Annotated in this window: 1 pseudogene; it reads right to left on the reverse strand. The window is 51.0% G+C overall.

The features are described from left to right. A pseudogene (locus tag IFT47_RS27265) lies at positions 1 to 376 on the reverse strand (putative bifunctional diguanylate cyclase/phosphodiesterase); the annotation flags it as partial. Positions 377 to 1,094 lie beyond the last annotated feature (718 nt).

Genomic DNA, 1,094 nt, shown 5'->3' on the forward strand with positions numbered 1-1,094 from the left:
GAGCGAGTTGCTCGTTTACAAGCTCCATAAAGGCACGCCGATTGAGCAGGCCGCTGAGTGAGTCGTACCTTGCCAGCTTCTCAGTATGGGACTGCAACCCTTCCAGTTGAAGGTAGTTGCGTCTGGCATTACTGATCATTTTTATAAGCATCACTCCCGGCCCGATCATGGCGATCAGTGAAAAGCCCGTAGATGTCAGTACGAAACGTAACCTTTCCCCGTCCTCAAAAATGCCGTCATAGGGAAGGCCAAGCCCCCGCATCACCCATGCCTCCAGCTCGAACTCCCAAAGAATGGAAAGACCCATGACGGTAAGCAGAATGAGAAAAAGCAGCTGTATCAGACGGTATGGACTGGGTAAGCGTAAATAGGTCATGGGCGGCCTCACAGGCCAAGCTAACAGCGTGTAATATCATATGGCTATCATCCCATAAAGCCATGGTGTCGGTTTATAGAACCTGTTTATTCCTCCAATAAAGAAGAATGTCTTTTTCTGGGGAGCTTCATTGTTATGGGCCTACCAACGAAGGTTGGGGCTATCACCAAAAAGCGGCGCTCTAGTAGTTTGCCTTGGGAAACTGCGCCTTGTGAGCAAACCACGCAACCGACCCGCTCTTCATTAAGTATCAGCCAGCGCCCGACCGAGCGTTCCACACATTGAGCAGCGCTGCTGCGTCCAAGTGACCGCCATGGGGTTTAGATCCAGATTCACTCTCGACTTGCTCAGGAGTCCTAAGCGGCTTTTCCCCCTTGCTGGATTCTGGTTTGTAACCGGCAGATGGACATCCCAGACACTCGCATTGTCATGAAATGCTATCGACGGGACGAGGGAAACCTTGAGTATCACCCTCAGAAGCAGCGCGTGTGGCGAGCAGGTCTAGGTCTGCTCCTCAAGGGCATTGGCAGAATATGCGATGTGAAAAATTTGTGATTTCAACTGACTATCTCCTTAAGCTTTCTGATATCATTCTCACATGAGAATAGTTCGCATTGCCAAGGAGGCTTCAACCCGTTCTGATCACCTTCCTGGTAGCCCGTAATGTTCCTTTCGCATCCGTTTCGCCCCACCGTGCTTGCGCTTTGCTGCTCTGCGA

It is taken from the genome of Pseudomonas sp. CFBP 13711, assembly GCF_014842265.1.
Classification (GTDB): Bacteria; Pseudomonadota; Gammaproteobacteria; order Pseudomonadales; family Pseudomonadaceae; genus Aquipseudomonas.